This window comes from Pseudomonadota bacterium (assembly GCA_039196715.1).
In the GTDB taxonomy this organism is placed as follows: Bacteria; Pseudomonadota; Gammaproteobacteria; order CALCKW01; family CALCKW01; genus CALCKW01.
Genome location: JBCCUP010000022.1, coordinates 1 through 18,989, shown reverse-complemented (window position 1 = coordinate 18,989; position 18,989 = coordinate 1). Strand labels below are relative to the sequence as shown.

19 protein-coding genes are annotated in these 18,989 nt (G+C 67.3%); 11 read left to right on the top strand and 8 right to left on the bottom strand.

Annotated features, from left to right (window positions below):
- Nucleotides 1–79: 79 nt before the first annotated feature.
- The gene (locus AAGA11_09825; GenBank protein MEM9603150.1) at nt 80–1,072 is read right to left on the bottom strand and encodes an adenosine kinase; all 993 of its coding nucleotides are present in this window, start codon (nt 1,070–1,072) and stop codon (nt 80–82) included.
- 503 nt (nt 1,073–1,575) lie between these two features.
- On the opposite strand from AAGA11_09825, the gene aspS reads away from it, so the two are divergent.
- From aspS to AAGA11_09785, 8 genes are all read left to right on the top strand, one after another.
- Complete coding sequence (gene aspS / locus AAGA11_09820; GenBank protein MEM9603149.1) at nt 1,576–3,351, top strand: aspartate--tRNA ligase; 1,776 nt, start codon at nt 1,576–1,578, stop codon at nt 3,349–3,351.
- Nucleotides 3,352–3,807 (top strand): dihydroneopterin triphosphate diphosphatase, encoded by a 456-nt coding sequence (nudB, locus tag AAGA11_09815; protein MEM9603148.1) that lies wholly within the window; start codon nt 3,352–3,354, stop codon nt 3,805–3,807.
- A gap of 17 nt (nt 3,808–3,824) precedes the next feature.
- A complete protein-coding gene (locus tag AAGA11_09810; GenBank protein MEM9603147.1) occupies nt 3,825–4,565 on the top strand; it encodes a YebC/PmpR family DNA-binding transcriptional regulator in 741 nt (246 codons plus the stop codon).
- Nucleotides 4,562–5,074, top strand: a complete 513-nt coding sequence (gene ruvC / locus AAGA11_09805) for a crossover junction endodeoxyribonuclease RuvC (protein MEM9603146.1) — start codon at nt 4,562–4,564, stop codon at nt 5,072–5,074. The genes AAGA11_09810 and ruvC overlap by 4 nt, the downstream gene beginning before the upstream one ends.
- The gene (gene ruvA, locus AAGA11_09800) at nt 5,071–5,658 is read left to right on the top strand and encodes a Holliday junction branch migration protein RuvA (GenBank protein MEM9603145.1); all 588 of its coding nucleotides are present in this window, start codon (nt 5,071–5,073) and stop codon (nt 5,656–5,658) included. The genes ruvC and ruvA overlap by 4 nt, the downstream gene beginning before the upstream one ends.
- A 4-nt stretch (nt 5,659–5,662) precedes the next feature.
- Nucleotides 5,663–6,322 (top strand): tRNA (adenine(22)-N(1))-methyltransferase TrmK, encoded by a 660-nt coding sequence (locus AAGA11_09795; GenBank protein ID MEM9603144.1) that lies wholly within the window; start codon nt 5,663–5,665, stop codon nt 6,320–6,322.
- A gap of 62 nt (nt 6,323–6,384) precedes the next feature.
- On the top strand, nt 6,385–7,440 hold the full coding sequence (locus tag AAGA11_09790; protein ID MEM9603143.1) for an MBL fold metallo-hydrolase: 1,056 nt from the start codon (nt 6,385–6,387) through the stop codon (nt 7,438–7,440).
- Nucleotides 7,440–8,840, top strand: a complete 1,401-nt coding sequence (locus tag AAGA11_09785; protein ID MEM9603142.1) for a deoxyribodipyrimidine photo-lyase — start codon at nt 7,440–7,442, stop codon at nt 8,838–8,840. Before AAGA11_09790 ends, AAGA11_09785 begins: the two co-directional genes overlap by 1 nt.
- Nucleotides 8,841–8,947: 107 nt before the next feature.
- Here the strand turns inward: AAGA11_09785 and AAGA11_09780 are convergent, their stop codons facing one another.
- From AAGA11_09780 to AAGA11_09770, 3 genes are read right to left on the bottom strand one after another with little or no spacing between them, the layout of a single operon-like run.
- Nucleotides 8,948–9,940: a cytochrome d ubiquinol oxidase subunit II gene (locus tag AAGA11_09780; GenBank protein ID MEM9603141.1), complete on the bottom strand. Its 993-nt coding sequence runs from the start codon at nt 9,938–9,940 to the stop codon at nt 8,948–8,950.
- Nucleotides 9,937–11,298 carry a cytochrome ubiquinol oxidase subunit I gene (locus AAGA11_09775; protein MEM9603140.1) on the bottom strand — a complete coding sequence of 454 codons (1,362 nt, stop codon included), beginning with the start codon at nt 11,296–11,298 and terminating at the stop codon, nt 9,937–9,939. The genes AAGA11_09780 and AAGA11_09775 overlap by 4 nt, the downstream gene beginning before the upstream one ends.
- A gap of 20 nt (nt 11,299–11,318) precedes the next feature.
- Nucleotides 11,319–11,861 (bottom strand): GbsR/MarR family transcriptional regulator, encoded by a 543-nt coding sequence (locus AAGA11_09770; GenBank protein MEM9603139.1) that lies wholly within the window; start codon nt 11,859–11,861, stop codon nt 11,319–11,321.
- A gap of 576 nt (nt 11,862–12,437) precedes the next feature.
- Here AAGA11_09770 and AAGA11_09765 point away from each other — a divergent pair.
- Nucleotides 12,438–13,211 (top strand): VCBS repeat-containing protein, encoded by a 774-nt coding sequence (locus tag AAGA11_09765; GenBank protein ID MEM9603138.1) that lies wholly within the window; start codon nt 12,438–12,440, stop codon nt 13,209–13,211.
- A 4-nt stretch (nt 13,212–13,215) separates the two neighbouring features.
- Here the strand turns inward: AAGA11_09765 and AAGA11_09760 are convergent, their stop codons facing one another.
- Nucleotides 13,216–13,644: a GFA family protein gene (locus AAGA11_09760; GenBank protein ID MEM9603137.1), complete on the bottom strand. Its 429-nt coding sequence runs from the start codon at nt 13,642–13,644 to the stop codon at nt 13,216–13,218.
- Between the two features lie 124 nt (nt 13,645–13,768).
- Between AAGA11_09760 and AAGA11_09755 the strand changes: the two genes are divergently transcribed.
- Together AAGA11_09755 and AAGA11_09750 are read left to right on the top strand one after the other, a co-directional pair.
- Nucleotides 13,769–14,626, top strand: a complete 858-nt coding sequence (locus tag AAGA11_09755; GenBank protein MEM9603136.1) for a bile acid:sodium symporter family protein — start codon at nt 13,769–13,771, stop codon at nt 14,624–14,626.
- A complete protein-coding gene (locus AAGA11_09750) occupies nt 14,623–16,287 on the top strand; it encodes an FAD-binding dehydrogenase (GenBank protein ID MEM9603135.1) in 1,665 nt (554 codons plus the stop codon). Before AAGA11_09755 ends, AAGA11_09750 begins: the two co-directional genes overlap by 4 nt.
- 29 nt (nt 16,288–16,316) lie before the next feature.
- On the opposite strand, the gene AAGA11_09745 is transcribed toward AAGA11_09750, so the two are convergent.
- The 3 genes from AAGA11_09745 to AAGA11_09735 form a co-directional block, all read right to left on the bottom strand.
- Nucleotides 16,317–17,726, bottom strand: a complete 1,410-nt coding sequence (locus AAGA11_09745; protein ID MEM9603134.1) for an MATE family efflux transporter — start codon at nt 17,724–17,726, stop codon at nt 16,317–16,319.
- Nucleotides 17,727–17,811: 85 nt separating this feature from the next.
- Complete coding sequence (locus AAGA11_09740) at nt 17,812–18,702, bottom strand: DMT family transporter (GenBank protein ID MEM9603133.1); 891 nt, start codon at nt 18,700–18,702, stop codon at nt 17,812–17,814.
- Nucleotides 18,703–18,802: 100 nt separating this feature from the next.
- A partial coding sequence (locus tag AAGA11_09735) for an SDR family oxidoreductase (GenBank protein ID MEM9603132.1) occupies nt 18,803–18,989 on the bottom strand: 187 nt, incomplete at its 5' end.

The following is an 18,989-nucleotide window of genomic DNA, read 5'->3' as shown; positions in this document are numbered from 1 at the left end:
CGCGGTATCGCAGCGGCGGCACAGGTGTCGTTTCAGAGACAAACTCGCGTGCGCTGTGCCGATTTGCCGCACACCGCGTTCAGGCCTCGTCGCGGATGGCGCGCGTGACCTCGGCCGGCAGGCGCGGGCCGAAATGCGCGACCACGCGGGAAGCGGCGCGGCAGGCGAGTGCGGCGGCGTCGCGGTGCGGCGCCCCCTGGCTGAGCGCGAACAGGTAGGCGCCGGCAAACATGTCTCCGGCCCCGTTGCTGTCCACCGCGGTCACCCGGGTTGCGTCCACCGGCACGCGTCCCTCGGCAGTGAACACCGTGCAGCCGTTGGCGCCGTCGGTGATGACCACCGTGTCGGCGAGGTCGCGGCGCAGCGCCTCGCCGGCCGCCGCGATGGTGTCGGTTTCGGTCATGAGCAGGGCTTCGTCGCGGTTGCCGAACAGCAGCTCGATGCGGGGTGCCGCCATGGCCAGAAGGCCGTCGCGGAAGCCGGCGACCATGTTCACGTCGGACAATGTGAGCGCGGTGGGCACGCCGGCGTCGCGCGCGATGCGGTGTGCCTCGATCGCTGCCGCGCGGCCGGTCGGCGACGCGACCAGGTAGCCCTCGACGTACAGGAAGCGCGAGCGGGTGAGGGCGTCGGCGTCGATCGCACCACGGTCGATGTCGGCGGTGGCGCCGAGAAAGGTGGACATGCTGCGTTCGGTGTCGGGTGTGACCAGCACGATGCAGGTGCCTGTGTCACCGTCCGGGCGTGCGCTGCCAACGAGGTTGCTGTCGACCCCGTTGGCCGTCAGGTCGGTCAGGTAGAAATCGCCCGTCTCGTCGTTTGCCACGCGGCAGGAGTAGAAGCCGCGCCCGCCCAATTGCGCGAGTGCGATCACCGTGTTGGCGGCCGAGCCACCGCAGGCGCGGTGTGTGTCGCGCGTGCCGAGGCCGTCGATCAGGGCCTGGCGCCGGTCGGCGTCGATCAGGGTCATCAGGCCCTTGTCGACACCGAGGGTGCTGAGCTCGTCCTCGCTGACCCGGCATTCGAAATCGACCAGGGCGTTGCCGATGGCGTACAGATCGTAGTCACTCACGCGATGAAGGTCCTGTTGGCGGTCTGGAGATGTGGCGGTTGGCGGGCTAGAATTGCGGAGTTTAGCCGAGCACGGTCGGTTGCGTCGCGACCGACCGTGCTCCCCGAATCTGCAGAGCAGGGCGCCGACCGGGCCCGGCCAGACCCCGTCGAGTCGACACGGTGCGTTCTGCGCGCCAGAGTGGCGGGTGCGCCGGCACGGCTGCGCGAACCTGCGAACCGTTGAGATACGAGTGCTCCATCCATCTGTAAACTACGGATTCAGCGTCCCTGTGGAGTGTCGCCGCAAGGCGCAGCGCGAAGGCAATGGCGAACCCGTGTCGCGCGCTGGAACGACGCGGCGTGACACCACAGGGACGCCCTCAGGGTTAGCGTGTCAGCGCCCACTGACAGCGTTGCGCCTCTTGGCCATAGGGTGGCTATGGCCTGCGAGGCGCGCCTTGCTGTGAACGCTGACACGCTAACTGAACTCGCAGTTTACAAATGGATGGAGCACTAGCACCCATGCGCAGCCAAACCTGTGGCCAGGTAAACGCCACCCACGTCGGAGACACTGTCCAACTCTGCGGTTGGGTCAACAAGCGACGCGACCACGGCGGCGTGATCTTCGTCGACCTGCGCGACCGCGACGGTCTGGTGCAGGTGGTGTTCGACCCCGACACGCCGGCGGTGTTTGCGCTCGCCGAGCAGCTGCGCAACGAGTTCGTGATTCGCATGTCCGGGCGCGTGCGGCCGCGGCCCGATGGCACGGTGAACCCGGAGCTGAGCTCCGGCGAGGTCGAAGTGCTCGGCCTCGACCTCCAGATCCTCAACCGCAGCGAGACCCCGCCGTTCCAGCTCGATGACACCGAGGTCGGTGAAGAGCACCGCCTGCGCTACCGTTACATCGACTTGCGCCGACCTGCTGCCGTCGAGCGGCTCAAGCTGCGTCATCGCACCATCGCCGAGATGCGGCGCGTGCTCGACGACAACGGCTTCATCGAAGTCGAGACGCCGATGCTGACGCGCGCCACGCCCGAAGGGGCGCGGGACTACCTGGTGCCGAGCCGGGTTCACCCCGGGCAGTTCTACGCGCTGCCGCAGTCGCCGCAGCTGTACAAGCAGCTGCTGATGATGGGCGGCATGGACCGCTACTACCAGATCGCACGCTGCTTCCGCGACGAGGACCTGCGCGCCGACCGGCAGCCGGAGTTCACCCAGCTCGACGTCGAGATGTCCTTTGTCGAGGAAGAGGACGTCATGGGGCTGATGGAGCGCATGGTGCGTCAGGTGTTCAAGACGCAACTCGGTGTCGACCTCGCCGACCCCTTTCCGCGCATGACCTACGCCGAATCGATGGAGCGCTTCGGGGTCGACCGCCCCGACCTCCGCGTGCCGCTCGAACTCGTGACCGTCTCTGACCTCGTTGCCGACATCGACTTCAAGGTCTTTGCCGGGCCGGCCAACGACCCGAAAGGCCGGGTGGCAGCCCTGCGCGTGCCGGGTGGCAACGCGCTCACCCGCAAGGAGATCGACGGCTACACCGGGTTTGTCGGCCGCTACGGCGCGAAGGGCCTCGCGTACATCAAGTGCAACGACATCGCAGCCGGGGTCGAGGGCCTGCAATCGCCGATCGTCAAGTTCTTCTCGGAAGCCGCCCTTCGCGGTGTGCTCGAGCGCACCGGTGCCGAGAACGGCGACCTGATCTTCTTTGGCGCCGACGCCGCCAGCACGGTCAACGACGCCCTCGGCGCGCTGCGCGTGCGGGTCGGGCACGACATGAAGCTCGCCACCGACGGCTGGTGCCCGGTCTGGGTCGTGGACTTTCCGATGTTCGAGTACGACGAGCGGGACAAGCGCTGGAGCGCGATGCACCACCCGTTCACCGCGCCCTCGGTGGATGCCGAAGCGTTGCGGGCGGATCCCGGCAACGCGCTCTCGCGCGCCTACGACATGGTGCTCAACGGCATCGAGATCGGCGGCGGCTCGATCCGGATTCACAGCCCGGAGATGCAGGCGTCCGTGCTCGACCTGCTCGGCATCGACGCCGAGGAAGCCGAGGCCAAGTTCGGGTTTCTGCTGCGCGCGCTGCGCTACGGGGCGCCGCCGCACGGGGGCATCGCCTTCGGCCTGGACCGCATGGTCATGATGATGGCCGGTGCCGAGAGCATCCGCGACGTGATGGCGTTTCCGAAGACGCAGAATGCAAGCTGCCTGCTGACCGATGCCCCGGGCGACGTCGACGAGCGGCAGCTGCGCGAGTTGTCCCTGCGTCGCCGGTTGCCTGCCACCGAGAACTGAGTGGCCTACAAACGCCCCGAGTCGGTGTTGATCGTGGTCCGCAGCGCAACCGATCAGGTGTTGCTGCTGCGGCGCGCCGGCGCAGACGGCTTCTGGCAATCGGTCACGGGCAGCCTGGAAGCCGGTGAGGAGACCGCGGCCTGTGCCGCGCGCGAGTTGCGCGAAGAAACCGGACTCGAGGCGCCGGTGCACGACTGCCACCTGATGGCGCGCTTTGCCATCCGGGCGTCGGCCTTGCACCGCTACCCGCCCGGCACGGTGTACAACGACGAGCATCTGTTCGAGTGCGTTTTACCCACGCCCGTCGACATCACGTTGTCCGACGAGCACACTGCGTATGAATGGGTCTCGGTTGACGCCGCACTGGCGCGCGTCTGGTCCGAGACCAACCGGGACGGCATTCGGCAGACCTGCGCGGCAGGCGCGGGCACGTCGGCACCCCCGGCAACCGACTAGCGATACGAGGACGCAACATGGCCGGTCACAGCAAATGGGCCAACATCCAGCACCGCAAGAAAGGCCAGGATGCCAAGCGCGGCAAGCTGTTCACCAAATTCATCCGCGAGATCACCGTCGCCGCCAAAATGGGGGGGTCGGACCTCAGCAGCAACCCACGGCTCCGCCTCGCGGTCGACAAGGCGCTGACCAACAACATGCCGAAGGACACCGTCGAGCGGGCAATAAAGCGCGGCGCCGGCGAGCTCGAGGACGTTGCCTACGAGGATGTGCGCTACGAGGGCTACGGCGTGGGTGGGGTTGCCATCATGGTCGATGCGATGACCGACAACCGCAACCGCACCGTGGCCGAGGTGCGCCACGCCTTCAACAAGATGGGTGGCAACATGGGCACCGACGGCTCGGTGTCCTACCTGTTCAGCAAACTCGGTGTGCTCGCCTACGGTGCGGGCGTGGACGAGGACGCGATCATGGAGGCGGCGCTTGAGGCGGGTGCCGAAGACGTGCTCGGCCACGACGACGGCTCGGTCGAGGTGCTGACCGACGAGGCGAGTTTCGTCGACGTCAAGGAGGCGATGGTGGCCGCCGGTTTCGAGCCCGAACACAGCGAAGTGACCATGCGCCCGGCCAACGACATCGCGCTCGACGTCGACCAGGGCCAGACAGTGCTCAAGCTGCTCGACATGCTCGAGGACCTTGACGACGTCCAGAACGTGTACAGCAACGCCGACATCCCACCCGAAGCCTACGACGCGTGACGCGCATCCTCGGCATCGACCCGGGCTCGCGCGTCACCGGGTGGGGCGTGATCGAGTCGGATGGGCAACGCAACCGCCATGTGGCCCACGGCCACATCCGTGTCGAGGGAGACTGCCTGGCCGACAAGCTGGCCTGCATCTACAGCCAGGTCGAGGCGATTGCCCGCGAGTACGCGCCCGACGAGGCTGCGGTGGAGGAGGTGTTCATGTCAAAGAACGCGAACTCCGCGCTCAAGCTCGGTCAGGCCCGTGGGGCGGCGGTGTGTGCGTTGTCGATCGCCGGTTTGCCGGTGGCCGAATACGCCGCGCGGCTGGTCAAGCAGTCGGTGGTGGGCAAGGGCAGTGCGGACAAGATTCAGGTTCAGCACATGGTCGGTGTGTTGCTCAATTTGCAAGGCCAAAGCCTGCAGGCCGACGCGGCCGATGCGCTGGGCGTAGCGCTCTGCCACGGCCACCTGCGTGTGCACCGGGCGCTGACGGCCGAACTGCAATCGGAGGCGTCGTCGTGATCGCGCGCCTGACCGGCACCCTGGTGCAGAAATCGCCGCCCGAGCTGGTGCTCGACGTCAACGGCGTCGGCTATCTCGTCAGCGCGCCAATGTCGAGCGTCTTCCAGCTGCCCGCGCTCGGTGAGCGGGTCATGCTGCACACCCACATGGTGGTGCGCGAGGACGCGCAGTTGCTGTTCGGCTTTGTCACCGAATCCGAGCGCTCGCTGTTTCAGACTCTGATCAAGATCAGCGGCGTCGGCCCCAAGGTCGCGCTCGGCGTGTTGTCCGGCATGAGTGCCGAAGCGCTCGCACAGGCGGTGCAGGGCGGGGACGCGGCGGCACTCTCGCGCTTGCCCGGTATCGGCAAGAAAACCGCCGAGCGCCTGATTGTCGAGTTGAAAGACAAGCTTGACGCAAGCCCGGGTACGGTGGGCAACGCCGCGGCACCGGACGGGGGCGACCTCATCGGCGACGCCTGCGCGGCACTCGAAGCGCTCGGGTACAAGGCGAGCGACGCGCTGCGTATGGCGAAATCGGTGCAGGGTGCCGGCAGTGTCGAGGAGATCATCCGCCAGGCCTTGCAGAACAGTGTGCGGCGCTGAGCCGGTGCTCGGTGACCGGCTCGGTGCGCTGGCTGCGTTCGCGCTCGCATCTCCGGGCGGGCTCTGGGACCTCGGTGCCGACCACGCGGACCTCGCGGCGTTCATCAAACAGCGGCAACCTGCAAGGTCGGTGACGGCGGTGGACCGCGTGCCGTCGATTTGTGCGCGAATTGCGCGGCGGCACCCGTCGTTGCGGGTTGTTTGTGACACGGCGACGGCGATCACGGTCCCCACAGCAGACCGCGAGGCCACCGTTGTGATCGCTGGCCTCGGGGGCGACACCGTCGCGGGGTGGGTCACCGACCTGGTCGCGCGCCACCCGCATCACCACCTGCATTTCGTGCTGTGCCCGGTGCGCCAGTGCCTTGAGCTGCGTCGGCAACTCGGCCAGTTGCCCTTGGCCTTGAAAGCAGAGGGTCTGGTCCGCGAACGTGGCCGTTGCTACGAGACCGTCTGGTTGAGACAGGACCCGTCGCCCAGCGCGGAACAACGGCCCTGGCCGATGGGTCAGAGTCGCTGGCCCCGAAGCGCGTTGCGTGAGCGCTACCTGCGCGAACGGGTGCACGCGAGCCGGTTCCGGCCGGACGAGGCCGCCGACTACCGGTCCCTGTTGGGCGTCGAGTCGGCGCTGCACGCGAACGCCACGCCGGGTCGCCTACACTGAGCGGCACACCGGACCCTGGCGCGGGTACATCGACACGAACCACGGCAACGAGGCTGGTTGACATGCGCACCCTGGTCATTGCAATCGGGCTCCTGACCATCGCTGCCTGCGCGGGGTTCATGACACGAGAGGAGAGCACAGCCGTGCCCGGAAAACCCGCCCACCACCGCAGCGACGGACGGTTCGTCAACACCGACGGCGAGGCGATCGACAAGCCCCTCTCGGCCCTGCTGAAGTGGCAGCGCGAGGCGCCCGACGTCAAGCGCGTCAGCCTGCCGTTGGCGGAAAACGACCCGGCCTACCTCCGGGCCAACCGCACCGACAGCACGCTGACCTGGATCGGCCACAGCACGTTTCTGTTGCAACACAACGGCGTGAATATTCTGACCGATCCCCATTTCGGCCAACGCGCCTCGCCCGTGCGCTTCGCCGGGCCCAAACGCCTGGTGCCGCCGGGCGTGGACCTGGACGCCCTGCCGGACATCGATATCGTCGTGATCTCGCACAACCACTACGACCACCTCGATCGCTACACGGTCAAGGCGCTGACCCGCAAGCAGGCCGCCAACCCGCCAACCTGGTTCGTGCCGCTGAAGCAGAAAGCGTGGTTCGAGTCGCTCGGCGTGCCCGACGTTGTCGAGCTCGACTGGTGGCAGGCTGCCGACGTGGGCGACTGGACGGTCACGGCGGTCCCGGTCAAACACTGGACCAGCCGCACGCCTTTCGACCGGAACACGGTGCTGTGGGCCGGGTGGGCACTCCAGACGGACGGTTTTTCCTTTGCGCACATCGGCGACAGCGGCTACTCGGCGGATTTCAAGGCGATCGGCGACCGGCTCGGGCCCTTCGACCTGGCGGCCGTGCCGATCGGCGCCTACCTGCCGAGGTGGTTCATGCAGGCGGCGCACATGAATCCGGAAGAAGCCGTCAAGGTGCACCGCGACCTGCGCGCTGCACGCTCGGTGGCGATGCACTGGGGCACCTTTGTCCTGACCGACGAGCCGGTCGAGGACCCGCCGCGCCAGCTCGCGCTCGCGTTGCGTGAGGCCGGCGTGGACCCAGACGCCTTTCTCGTGCTGCAACACGGCGAGACGCTGCCGCTCGCGGGTGGGCGCTGATGCGATCACTGCACTGGTTCCGACAGGACCTCCGCCTGCAGGACAACCCCGCGCTGACCGCGGCCGCGGCCGCTGACGAGGTGCTGTGTGTCTATGTTCTCGACGAACGGAACGCCGGTGGCTGGGCGCTTGGCGGTGCCTCGCGCTGGTGGTTGCACCACAGCCTGCAGGCGCTCGACCGTGCCCTCGACGGGCGGCTTGTGGTGTGCGAGGGCGACCCGCGTGAGCTCCTGCCGACGCTGGTCGAGGCACACGCGATCGACGCGGTGCACTGGAACCGCTGCTACGAGCCCTGGCGCATACGGCGGGACGCGGAGATCAAGCGCGCCCTGAGCGAGCGCGGTGTCGATGTCTCAAGCCACAACGGTTCATTGTTGTGGGAACCCTGGTCGGTCACCAAAGCCGACAAAACGCCCTACAAGGTCTTCACACCCTTCTACCGCAAAGGCTGTCTCTCGGCTGGGGCGCCGCGCGCGCCGCTCGCCGCGCCCGTGCTCCGTACGGTGCTATCCGACACCGGCAGTGACATCGATGCGCTCGGCCTGTTGCCCGCGGTCCCGTGGGCCAGTGGCTTCGACGCCGTCGGGCAACCCGGTGAGGCGGGTGCCCACGCGCGGCTCGACGCCGTGCGCACGCGCGGGCTCGCGCACTACGCAAGCGGCCGGGATCGACCGGCGGCCGAAACCGTCACGCGGCTGTCACCACACTTGCAGTTCGGCGAGCTCTCGCCCAACCAGGCCTGGGCCATGGCACGCGCGCTGCCGGACTCCGACGACGTGGACCGCTTCTGCACCGAGCTCGGGTGGCGGGAGTTTTCCCACCACCTGCTGTTCCACTGGCCGTCGCTGCCGTCTGAAAACTGGCAGCCCAAATTCAACGCCATGCCCTGGCGTGACGAGCCGGCGATGAGGCGCGCGTGGGAGCGCGGCCGGACCGGGATTCCGATTGTCGACGCCGGCATGCGCGAACTCTGGGCGACGGGCTACATGCACAACCGGGTGCGTATGGTGGTCGGGTCGTTTCTGGTGAAGAACCTGTTGCAGCACTGGCGCCACGGCGCGGCGTGGTTCCACGACACGTTGGTGGACGCGAGCCTCGCCAACAACAGCGCGAGCTGGCAATGGGTCGCGGGCAGTGGCGCCGATGCGGCGCCGTTCTTCCGGATCTTCAACCCTGTCACGCAGGGCGAGAAGTTCGACGCCGAGGGGGAGTACACGCGCCGGTGGGTGCCGGAGCTGGCCCGTCTGCCGAACAAACACCTTTTCGCCCCCTGGCTCGCGCCGCACACGGTGCTGGCCGACGCCGGTGTGACGCTCGGGGTAAGCTACCCGCATCCCATCGTCGACCTTGCCGCGTCGCGCAAAGCCGCGCTCGACGCGTTGGCAAACACCAAGGCGTAGCGTTCAATCGCGGCGATCCGCTTCGCGGCGCCGCCACGCCCACAGAGTGTCATCAGCGAGTCTGTGGGAGCGGGTTCCTTGCGCAGCACGAACCCGCGATGCGGTGTTCAGTCATACCGCAGGTGTGTCGCCTTGCCGCGGAAGATCCAGTACGAGAGCACGGTGTAACCACCGATGAATGGCAGCACGGCGAGCGCGCCGTAGAAGATGATCTGCAGCGTCGCTGTGCTGCTCGCTGCTTCCCAGACCGTCAGCTGCCCCGGCACGATCTCCGGAAAGAAGCTGTAGGCGAGGCCCGCGAAAGCGAGCACGAACACCGGCGCGGTGAGCAGCAAGGGGGTGTAGGGCCGGGTGTTGTCGGCCCGTTGGAACACGGCCCGGAGGCGAATCAGCAGGCCCGCCGTGAGCAAGGGTATGGGGGCAAGCCACAACGTGTCTGGCCAGTTGAACCAGCGCTCCGCGATGCGCGGCGAAACCAGCGGGTTGACCACCGACACCAGTGCCAGACCGCCGATCGACAGCCACAGCGCGGTGCGACCCCAGCGCCAGGCGCGCGCCCGCAGGCCGGTGTCGGTTTTGGCGATCAGCCAGGCGGACCCGATCAGGCAGTAGGACGCCGAGACACACACGGCGCTGAGCAACGCGAAGGCCTGCGCGGCCGCGCCGCTGTCGAACCCGGTCACGTAGCGACCGAGCATGTAGCCCTGAGACAGGCTCGTGATCCACGAGCCGGCGAAAAATGCCGTGTCCCACCAGCCCTTTTGCCAGAGCCCGGCCTTGGCGCGAAAGTCAAAGGCCACACCGCGCAGGATCAGGCCGGCCAGCATCAGCGCGACGGGCAGGTAGAGCGCGCCGAGCACGACGCCGTGGGCTTCGGGGAAGGCCACCAGCATCAGGCCGACGCCGAGCACCAGCCAGGTTTCGTTGGCGTCCCAGAAGGGGCCGATGCTGGCAATCATGGTGTCGCGCTCGGCGTCCGAGTCGGTGCGGAGCAGCAGCATGCCGACGCCGAGGTCGTAGCCGTCGAGCACGGCGTAGATCAGCATCGCAAGCCCCATCAGCGCGAAGAAGGCGAGCGGCAACCAGACGTCGGGGGTCACGGTGTCACCTCCACGGTGCGGCGAACGTAGGCCGGTTCGGCGTCGTCGACCAGCCCCGCGGCCTTGCGGGCAAGGTAGAACAAGGTCCAGATGAAGGCACTGAGCAAGCCCGCGTAGAGCGTCAGATACAGTCCCAGCGACAGGCCGATTTCGGTGCCGGTCGCCGGCCCTGCGGCCTCGCTGGTGCGCAGCAGGCCCTCGACCAGCCAGGGCTGGCGGCCTATTTCCGTCACGTACCAGCCGGCAAGGGTGGCAACCCAGCCGGAGAAGGTCATGCTGACCGCGGCGAACAACGCCGGGCGGGACAAGTCGCCGCGGCGGCGCAGTTGCCAGACAAACCACCAACTGGTGACCAGCATCAGCGTGCCCACGCCGACCATCAGGCGAAAACCGTAGAACAGCGGCGCGACGGGCGGGTGGTCGTCAAAGTCGTTGAGCCCGGTCAGCTCGCCGTTCCAGTCGTGCGTGAGGATGAACGCGGCACCCTTCGGAATGCCAATCGCGGCGTGGTTGGTGCGCGCGGCCTCGTCCGGCACCGCGAACAGCAGCAGCGGAGCACCACGCTGGGTGTCCCAGACGCCCTCCATCGCCGCAATCTTGGCCGGTTGGTGCTCGAGCGTGTTGAGGCCGTGCAGGTCGCCGATCACGATCTGCACGGGAATGGCGAGGGCTGCGAGCCACGCCCCGGTGCGCAGGCCGGTGCGTGCGGTGTCACCGCGATCGCCTTTGAGCACGCGGTACGCGGACAGACCGATGATCAGAAACGCCACGGTCAAGACGCTGGCCACCAGCATGTGGCTCAGCCGGTACGGCATCGACGGATTGAAGATCACCGCCGTCCAGCTCTCGACCACTACCACGCCGTCCTCGCTGCGCACGCCGGCAGGGGTGTGCATCCAGGAATTCAACACCAGGATCCAGAACGCCGACAGGGACGTGCCAATTGCGACCAGGGCGGTGGCGAGCGTGTGCAGCCAGTTGGGCACGCGCCGTTGGCCGAACAACATGATGCCGAGGAAGGTGGCCTCGAGGAAGAACGCGGTCAGCACCTCGTAGGCCAGGAGTGGCCCGGCGACGGCGCCGACGGCTTCCATGAACCCCGGCCAGTTGGTGCCGAACTGGAACGACATGGTGATGCCGCTGACCACACCCAGCGCAAAGCAGAGCGCGAAGACCTTGGTCCAGAAGAGGTGCAGGTCGCGCCAGACGACAGCATCACGCCCGCGCGCGATGCTGCGGTGCTGCTGCCATTTGAACCACAGCAGCACCCAGCCAAGGGCGATCGTGATGGTCGGAAACAGGATGTGAAAACTGATGTTGGCAGCAAACTGGATGCGCGCAAGCAGCAAGGCGTCCATCGGGCTCTCCGGGCCTGTGATCAGGTGCCGTCGCGGCGGGCGCCGAAATCGACGAGTTTGCGCACGCCATCGCCGAGGCGAATGACCTGTTTCAGGGTGCTGGGGTTGAGACGCAGGAGATCGTCGGACCACCGCACCGATTGCTCCAGCAGGTCGTGCATCTCGCGGATGCGTCTCTGGCCGTGCGTTTCCTCCCGGTCTTCGGCATTGAGCATCAGGTCGCGCAGGACACTCAGGGTGGGGTCGAGCTCACGTCTGCGCCGTTCCTCGATCAGGGTGCGCGCGATCTCCCACACGTCGTCGGGTGTCGAGAAGAAGTCGCGGCGGTCGCCGCCGATGTGCTGGAGCTTGACCAGCCGCCAGGCCTGGAGCTCCTTGAGGCTCATGCTCACGTTCGAACGCGACACGCCGAGCGCCTGCACGATGTCGTCGGCGCAGAGTGGTGATTCGGCCAGGTACAACAACGCGTAGACCTGGCCGACGGTGCGGTTGATGCCCCAGTGGCTGCCCATTTCGCCGAAATGCAGGACAAACGTGCGGGTGTCAGGGTCAAGCTTTTCCATGATTTTTTTAAATTTCAGAAATTACTGAAAATACTGTAGGCTTAACGGCCCAATGTCAAGTCGCTTGAGCGGTAAGAGGCAGGGTGCGTCGGGCGCCGGCGCGACGCGACGTGGATGACAGGTGCTTCTGGTGCGGTGCGGTGCGGCGCTGGCTCCGCTGGCTGTGTTGCCGGTATGGCTGTTGCCGCTCGGGTTGGTTGCGCTGTCGGCTGACAGCGCACTGTCCGTGACCGGGCTGCTCGCCGTCAGCGCGTGGGTGAGTGCGATTGGTCTCCCATCGCCTACGTTGGCAAGCCGCTGTACGGCGGCGGGGTCTGGGCGCTGCTGCGCTCGACGAGCCGGTTGAGCCCGGGCAGCCCGAGCGTGCGGGCGCGACTGCTGGGTGTGCTTTTCGGGTTCTGGATGCCCTCGGCGGGCGCCAGGGTGTTCGTAGCCTGTTTCGCGCTGGCAACCGGGTTTGGCGTCCGGGCCGCGAGCGGCCCCGGCGCATGGACGATCCCCAACCGAACCGATGGCGAGACACCGGCTCGGTGTATGCTCCGTCCGAGTGAGCTCAACAGCTGGAGCAGAACGCCCGTGGCAGCAGACATCAGCAGCAACACAGCAACCCGTCAAGCGGCCTGTCTTTGTGCTGTCTCGTTGATGTTGGCCGGGGCTGCACCGTTCGGGTACGCGGCCGATGGCGACGTCGTTGCCGCGACCTACGCCGACCCGACCACCCGCTACGCACACGGCGTGCTCGGCGACGCGGTCGAGTGGGGCAGCCTGCACCTCACGGTGCGTGCGTGCAGCGGCTGCGCGGAGCCAACCTCGGAGGACGTGGTGATTCAGCTGCCCCAGCGGCGGGTGTTTGAAGACCTGGCGCCGCGGGTCGTGACCGTGAACGCCGCGGGCGACCGGGCGGCGCTGGTGGTCGAGAGCGATCGCACTGACGGGGCGCGCCTGGCGCTCTACACGGCCGACGGTCTGCTTGCCGCGACGCCGTTCATTGGCACGGCCAACCGCTGGCTCGCGCCGATCGGTGCAGCCGACCTCGACGGTGACGGTGCAGTCGAATTTGCCTACATCGACCGGCCGCACCTCGCCAAGACCCTGCGGGTTTGGCAGCTCGATGGCGACCGCCTGACCGAGGAAGCGAATGCCACCGGGTTCAGCAACCACCGGATCGGTTGGGATTACATCGAGGGCGGACTGCGCGATTGTGGTGATGGCATCGAGATGGTGGTCGCAAGCGGGAACTGGCGTCACGTCGTCGCCGTGCGCCACGACGGCACGCTCACACCGCGGGTGCTCGGACCCTACAGCGCCGCCGCCATTGCCGCGGCGATGGCCTGCGTCGACGCGGACTGAGCCCTCAGCTCGACGACCGCCAATCCGTGTCTGTGGCCGAGGCCACGAAGCGCGGCAAGCCGTCGTCGATCTGCAGCCACGGCAACTGCTCACCGACGTGCACGTGCGCTTGTGGCACCAGCCGCTCCGGCGCATCCAGGCCGCCCGCATGGATTTGCAGGTAGTTCGCGAAGCGTGTGCTGCTGTAGGTGAGCGACGCGCCACAGCCCGCACAAAAACCGCGCGCCACCCCGTCCGAAGTGCGGTGGTAGCGGATCTCGCCTTGCTCAAGATCGAATGCGCTATCAGCGATGCCGAGCCAGGTGGTCATGGCACCGCCGGTGAAGCGGCGGCAGCTCGCGCAATGGCAGTGACCGCTCCAGACCACGTCGCCCGAGATGGCGAAACGCACCGTCCCGCACTGGCAGCCGCCACACAGCGTTTCTTGACCCATTAATGCCCCCCGACCGGTTTGCGCCAGTCTACCCTGTGTGTATCGCCCACGAGCCGTGACCGTCGGGTCGGTTCCCGAGTGGGCGCTGTGGTCACCCCAGCTGCGTACCCCCTGGAGGTCAACTTTGGACATTCTCGTTTCCGTCGTGCTGCCGCTTGGCCTCGCGTTCATCATGTTCAGCCTGGGCATTGGGCTCACGTTGGCGGACTTCCGCCGCGTGGTGTCCCACGGCTGGGCCTTCGTGATCGGCTTGGGTTGCCAGATGCTGCTGGTGCCGCTGGTGGCCTTCGCGGTGGTGCTCGCCTTCGATTTGCAAGGCGAGATCGCCGTCGGGGTGATGCTGTTGAGCTTCTGTCCGGGTGGCGTCACCTCGAACCTGATCTCCAAACTGGCCAAGGGGGACGTCGCCCTGTCGGTGTCCCTGACCGCCGTTGTCTCGTTGGTGTCGATCGCCACCGTGCCGCTCTTGGTGGCCTGGGCCGTGGTGTTTTTCATGGGCAGCGAGGCGCCGCGTATTTCGGTCACGACGCTTTCGATTGCCATGTTCCTGATCACCACCTTGCCGGTCGGCGTCGGCGTCCTGATCCGCCATGTCTCGCCCGCCACGGCCAACCGCATCGAGCCACGGGCCATGGTGTTGTCGAGCGCGCTTTTCGTGATCATCGTGGTCGCGGCGATTGCCGCCAACTGGGATCTCTTCGTCGTCAACCTCGCGTCCCTCGGACCGGCGCTGATCGTGCTGAACGCCGCACTCATGCTGTTGGGCCTGAACATCGCGGGTGTCGCGAAGCGGCCCTGGCAGGAGCGGAAGACCATCTCGGTTGAAACCGGTGTGCAGAACAGCACGGTCGCGATCACACTCGCCCCGCTGATCACGGGTGTGGTCACGGAGATTCCGGCCATGGGCCTGCCGGCCGCGGTCTACGGCGTCACGATGTACGCGGTGGCCTTGCCCTTTGTGCTCTGGATGCGCAGTAAGTGAGAGCCGACGTCGCAGACGTGCTGGTGGTCGGGGCCGGGCTTGCAGGCCTCGTGGCCGCCGCCGAGCTGTGCGACCGCGGCAAGCAGGTCGTCGTGCTCGATCAGGAGGGGCCTCAGAACCTCGGCGGACAGGCCTTCTGGTCGCTCGGCGGCTTGTTCATGGTGGACACGCCCGAGCAACGGCGCATGGGGGTCCGCGACAGCCACGCGCTGGCCCACGCCGACTGGTGGGGTTCGGCCCAGTTCGACCGGCCCGAGGACGCTTTGCCGCGCGCCTGGGCCGACGCCTACCTCGACTTCGCCACCGGCGAGATGCGACCGTGGTTGCACGCCATGGGCATGCGCTGGTTTCCGGTGGTCGGTTGGGCTGAGCGCGGCGGCGGTTTCGCCAACGGCCACGGCAACTCGGTGCCGCGTTTTCACATCACCTGGGGCACCGGGCCGGGCGTGCTGGCGCCGTTCATCGCGCGCTGTCGGGAGCACGAGGCCGCGGGTCGTTTGCGCTACCGCTACCGGCACCAGGTCGACCGAATCGACCTCGTCAATGGCCGCGTCGCCGGCGTCAGTGGCACCGTGCTCGCGCCCGATGACGCACCGCAAGGGGCGTCGACGTCACGCGAGGCGGCTGGCGACTTCGCGCTGACCGCGCCGTCCGTGCTCGTGTGCTCGGGCGGCATTGGCGGCAACTTCGAATTGGTGCGCCGCAACTGGCCGGTCGATCGGCTCGGACCGCCGCCGGCGATGATGGTCGCGGGGGTGCCGGCGCACGTCGACGGGCGGATGATCGCCATTACCGAGGCCGCCGGTGGGCACGTGATCAACGGGGATCGCATGTGGCACTACACCGAGGGCGTTCAGAACTGGGACCCGATCTGGCCGCACCACGGCATCCGCATTCTGCCCGGGCCGTCGTCGATGTGGTTCGACGCGCGCGGCAACCGCTTTGCCCCACCGGCGATGCCGGGCTTCGACAGCATGGGCACGCTCAAGGCCATCCTGGACACCGGCCACGACTACAGCTGGTTCATCCTCACGCAGAAAATCATCAAGAAGGAGTTCGCGCTGTCGGGCTCCGAGCAGAACCCGGATTTCACCTCCGGCAGTTGGAAGGCGGTGTTGCAACAGCGCGTGCTCTCGGGTGCGCGTGCAACCGAACCGGTCGAGGCCTTCAAACAGCACGGCGTTGACTTCATTGTCGCTGACGACTTCGGCACGCTGGTGCGCGAGATGAACGCGCTGACCGGCGAGGACCTGCTCGACGAAACGCGCTTGCGCGCGCAGGTCGAGGCGCGCGACGCGCAGATCGACAACCCTTTCAGCAAGGACCTGCAACTCATGGCGGTGCACGCGGCACGCAAGTACCGTGGCGACCGGCTGATCCGCACCGCCAAGCCGCACAAATTGCTCGACCCGGCAAACGGGCCGCTGATCGCCGTGCGGCTGCACGTGCTCACGCGCAAGACGCTCGGCGGCTTGCAGACCAACCTCGACAGCCAGCTGGTCGACGCGGCGGGCGAGGCGGTGCCGGGGTTGTTTGCGGCCGGTGAAGTCGCAGGTTTCGGCGGCGGCGGGTACCACGGTTACAACGCGCTCGAGGGCACGTTCCTCGGCGGGTGCATCTACTCCGGGCGAAACGCGGGACGCAGCGACCGGATCGCTTGAACGGGACCGTGTTGGGCGTCGTTGCGCGCTCAGCGCCCGGCGCTGCCGCGCGCGCGCGCGACGCGGGTGGGGTATGCGGCTGGCGCTGCGCGGGGTTGGCGCAACACCCACCAGACGGTGGTCGCCATCACCACCGCGCTGATGGCATCGGTGATCGGCAGGGCCCAGCGCACACCGGGCAGGGCGAAGCCCACGGTGCCAATGGCCAGTGTCGGCATCAGGATCAACCAGGTGTGTGCGGTGTAGAGCGCGACGGCGACCAGCGGTCGCCCGGTTGCCTGCATCAACGCGGGCAGCATCAGCAGCGCGCCGATCAACGGGAAGCTCAGGTAGACCACTTCGGCGATGATCTCGCTGGTCACCATGAGCGCCGGGTCGTCGCTGAAGATCCAGAATACGCTGTGCGGCGAAAACACCATCAGGCCGGCGACCGGTACGGTGTACAGCAGGCTGTAGCCGAGCGCCACGCGGGTCGCCTCGCGGACGCGCGCAGCCTGGCCGGCGCCGTGGTTGTACCCCGCCACCGTCTGCAACGCGATCATCATGCCCATCACCGGCAGGAAGAGCAGCATGAACACGCGTTGGATCACGCCGTTGGCGCTGACCCAGAGATCGGCTGCTTCCGGGCCGGCCGCGTGCGCAGTGGCGAAATTGATGGCGGCGATGCCGACGGCGTAGCCCGTGTGGCTCATGACCACGGGTGCGCCCAGCAACAACACCGCTCGGAGGCTCGGCCAGTGCCAGCGCATCGCGGCGCGCTCGGGGTAGGCCGGGTAGCTGCCCCCCCAGAATAACCAGCCCGCATAGACGCCGGTGACGAGGATGGTCACCACGGTGGCCCAGGCGACACCCGGGACCCCGAGGTCGAAGACGATGATGAACAGCGCGTCGAGCACGATGTTGAGCACCGCGGAAAACAGCATCAGGCCCATCACGCGCCGCATCTCGCCCATGGCGCGCAACGCGTCGCTGAGCACGCCGCTGAGAAAGCTGATCGTGGCAAAGGCGATGATCGGCGTGATGTACTCCGACGCCGGTGCCCGCAGGTTGATCGGCAGGGCCATCAGCTCGAAGAGCTGCGCTTGCAATACCGTGAGAAGCACGCTCAGCGACGCACCGAAGGCCACGGCAAAAACCAGTGTGGTGTTCAACGTGCGGTGCGCGGCGGTGCGGTTGGCGGCACCGAGCTGCCGGGCGATCAACGACGCCATGCCGCTGCCGATCGCCGCGTTCAGGGCGATGACCACCATATAGAGAGGGAAGGCGGCGGAGACACCGCCGAACGCGTCTGTACCGATGAAACGCGCGACGAAGATCGCGTCGACGAAACTGTAGAGCCCGTGCACCAACAGCCCGAGGGCGATGGGCAGCGCCAGCTTCGGGAAAAGTCGCACGAGCGGCGCGTTAAGCAACCGGTCTCGATTGGCGTCGTCGTGCATGGGGTCCGGGGCACAGGCGAAACAGCAAGTATAGGTGGCCGATGCGGATTCGGACCCGTTGCAAACGGCCAGAGTGTGACGGGTGTCACACCGTGGCGCGAGTCTCGTCCTGCCGGCTGCTCAGGCGTTCGCGGTGGATGAAATACAGGCCGGCGAGAATGACGACCGTACCGCCGAGCAACGTCTGGCCGTTCGGTGCGTGTTGCCAGAGCAGCCAGTCGAAGGCGATCGCCCAGAACAGCGAGGTGTACTCGATCGGCGAGAGCAGCGAGGCTTCGGCCCGCGCGAAGGCGGCTGTCACCATGAAATGGCCGGTCACGGCGAGGGTGGCCAGCAAGGCCAGTTGCAGCCACTGCAGATTGGTCATCGGCACCCAGAACCACGGCAACAGGCAGAGTCCCACCACACCCACGCCGACGTTGTAGGCCATCACCAGCGAGGCGGTCGTTTCGGTGCGTGAGAGGTACTTGCCAACGAGGAACAACGCGGCGTACGCGAGGCTGCCCACCAGCGCCAGGCTGTAGCCGCGCCAGTCGGCACCACCCTCGGGGTCGAGCGCGATGACCACGCCGACAAAGCCGACCAGAATTGCGATCCAGCGGTGGATGCCGAAGCGCTCGCCGAGAAAGAGCACCGAACACACCGTCACCACCAGGGGGGCGGAGAAGAACATCACGGTCGCGTCCGCCTGCGGCAGGAACAGGAGGGACATGAAAAACGCGCAGGGCGCGAGGAACCCGACCGTGGCCCGCACGAGTTGCCACCGCCAGCGGGTGGGTTTGAGTTGGCGGGTTTCGCCGCGCGCGTGGAAGATCAACAGCAACGCCGCCGTGATCAGCACACTGCGCAGCGCGAGCAGTTGCACAGCGTGGACGCCGGCGGTCACCAGCTCCTTGACCACCGCGTCCATCGAAACCAGGGTGGCGATGCCGCCGGCCATCAGCAACATCGCACTGACATCGTTGCGCGTCAGCATGGGGGCGCCTTGTCGGGTCGGGGCCGGTCAACCGGTCCGCGCGCAGCGGGCCGGCGACCGTGAAGGGTGAGCGGGATGCCCCGAGGCGGCCCGCCGAGGGTCACAGCGTGGTGTTGATCGCGCCGCCGTCGAGCAACACGTTCTGGCCGACAATGAAACCGGCGTGTTGCGAACAGAGAAACGCGCAAGTCGCACCAAACTCGGCGGCCGTGCCGTAGCGCGCGGCTGGAATGGTCGCCTCGCGGTTGCGCTTGGCCTCCTCGGGTGTGATCCCCTGGGCATCGGCG